1 protein-coding gene is annotated in these 757 nt (G+C 70.0%); it reads right to left on the reverse strand.

Annotated elements, in window-relative coordinates:
• A partial coding sequence (locus tag AC1D15_RS35495; protein ID WP_477829782.1) for an efflux RND transporter permease subunit occupies positions 1–748 on the reverse strand: 748 nt, incomplete at its 3' end.
• Positions 749–757: the final 9 nt, after the last annotated feature.

Genomic DNA, 757 nt, shown 5'->3' on the forward strand with positions numbered 1-757 from the left:
TCACCGAGGTCGTCAGGTCGGCGATGCCCTTGACCTTGGCGACCTTGTCGGCGAGCCGCTGCACCTCGGTCTCGAGCACCTTCGGATCGGGCCCGAGCAGCGCGACGTAGATCGGCTGCTGGCCGACCGTGATCTCGATGCCGGGAATCGGCTTCAGCGCCTCGCGCATCGCCGCCTCGACCTCGCTCTGCTTGCGCTTGCGCTCGCCGGGCTTCACCAGCTGGATCGCGAGCGTCGCCGAGTTGCGGCTGCCGTTGCCGGTGTCGCCGATCGTCGTCGAGGTCAGGCGCACCTCGCTCATGCCGCGGATCACCTGCTCCACCTGCGCCAGCTTCGCGCTCGCGCGCGGCAGGCTGGTGCCCACCGGCAACGTCACGTTCAGCTGGATGTAGCTGTTGTCGGCATCGGGGATGAACTCGCTGCCGATCTGCGTCGACAGGAACAAGGCCATCACGAAGCTGCCGAGCGCGCCCAGCAGCACCAGCGCGCGCGGCGTGACGGTCGCCAGGCGCACACCGCGCCGCTGCGAGGCATCGCGCCGGCCGTCGGCATCGAAGGGCCGGCCCCAGGCCGGGATCGGCGGGAACAGCATGCGGTAGCGCCGGCCCGAGAACACCCAGCGGATCGTGCGCTCGTAGACGACATGCAGCACGTCCATGCCGCGGTCGGTCCAGCGCATCAGGTGGCCGAGCACCGGCAGCTTCGCGAGGCGGTTGGTCGGCGGATCGCGCCAGATGCTGGACAGCATCGGGTCGAG

Source organism: Rhizobacter sp. P2_H2, assembly GCF_056403375.1.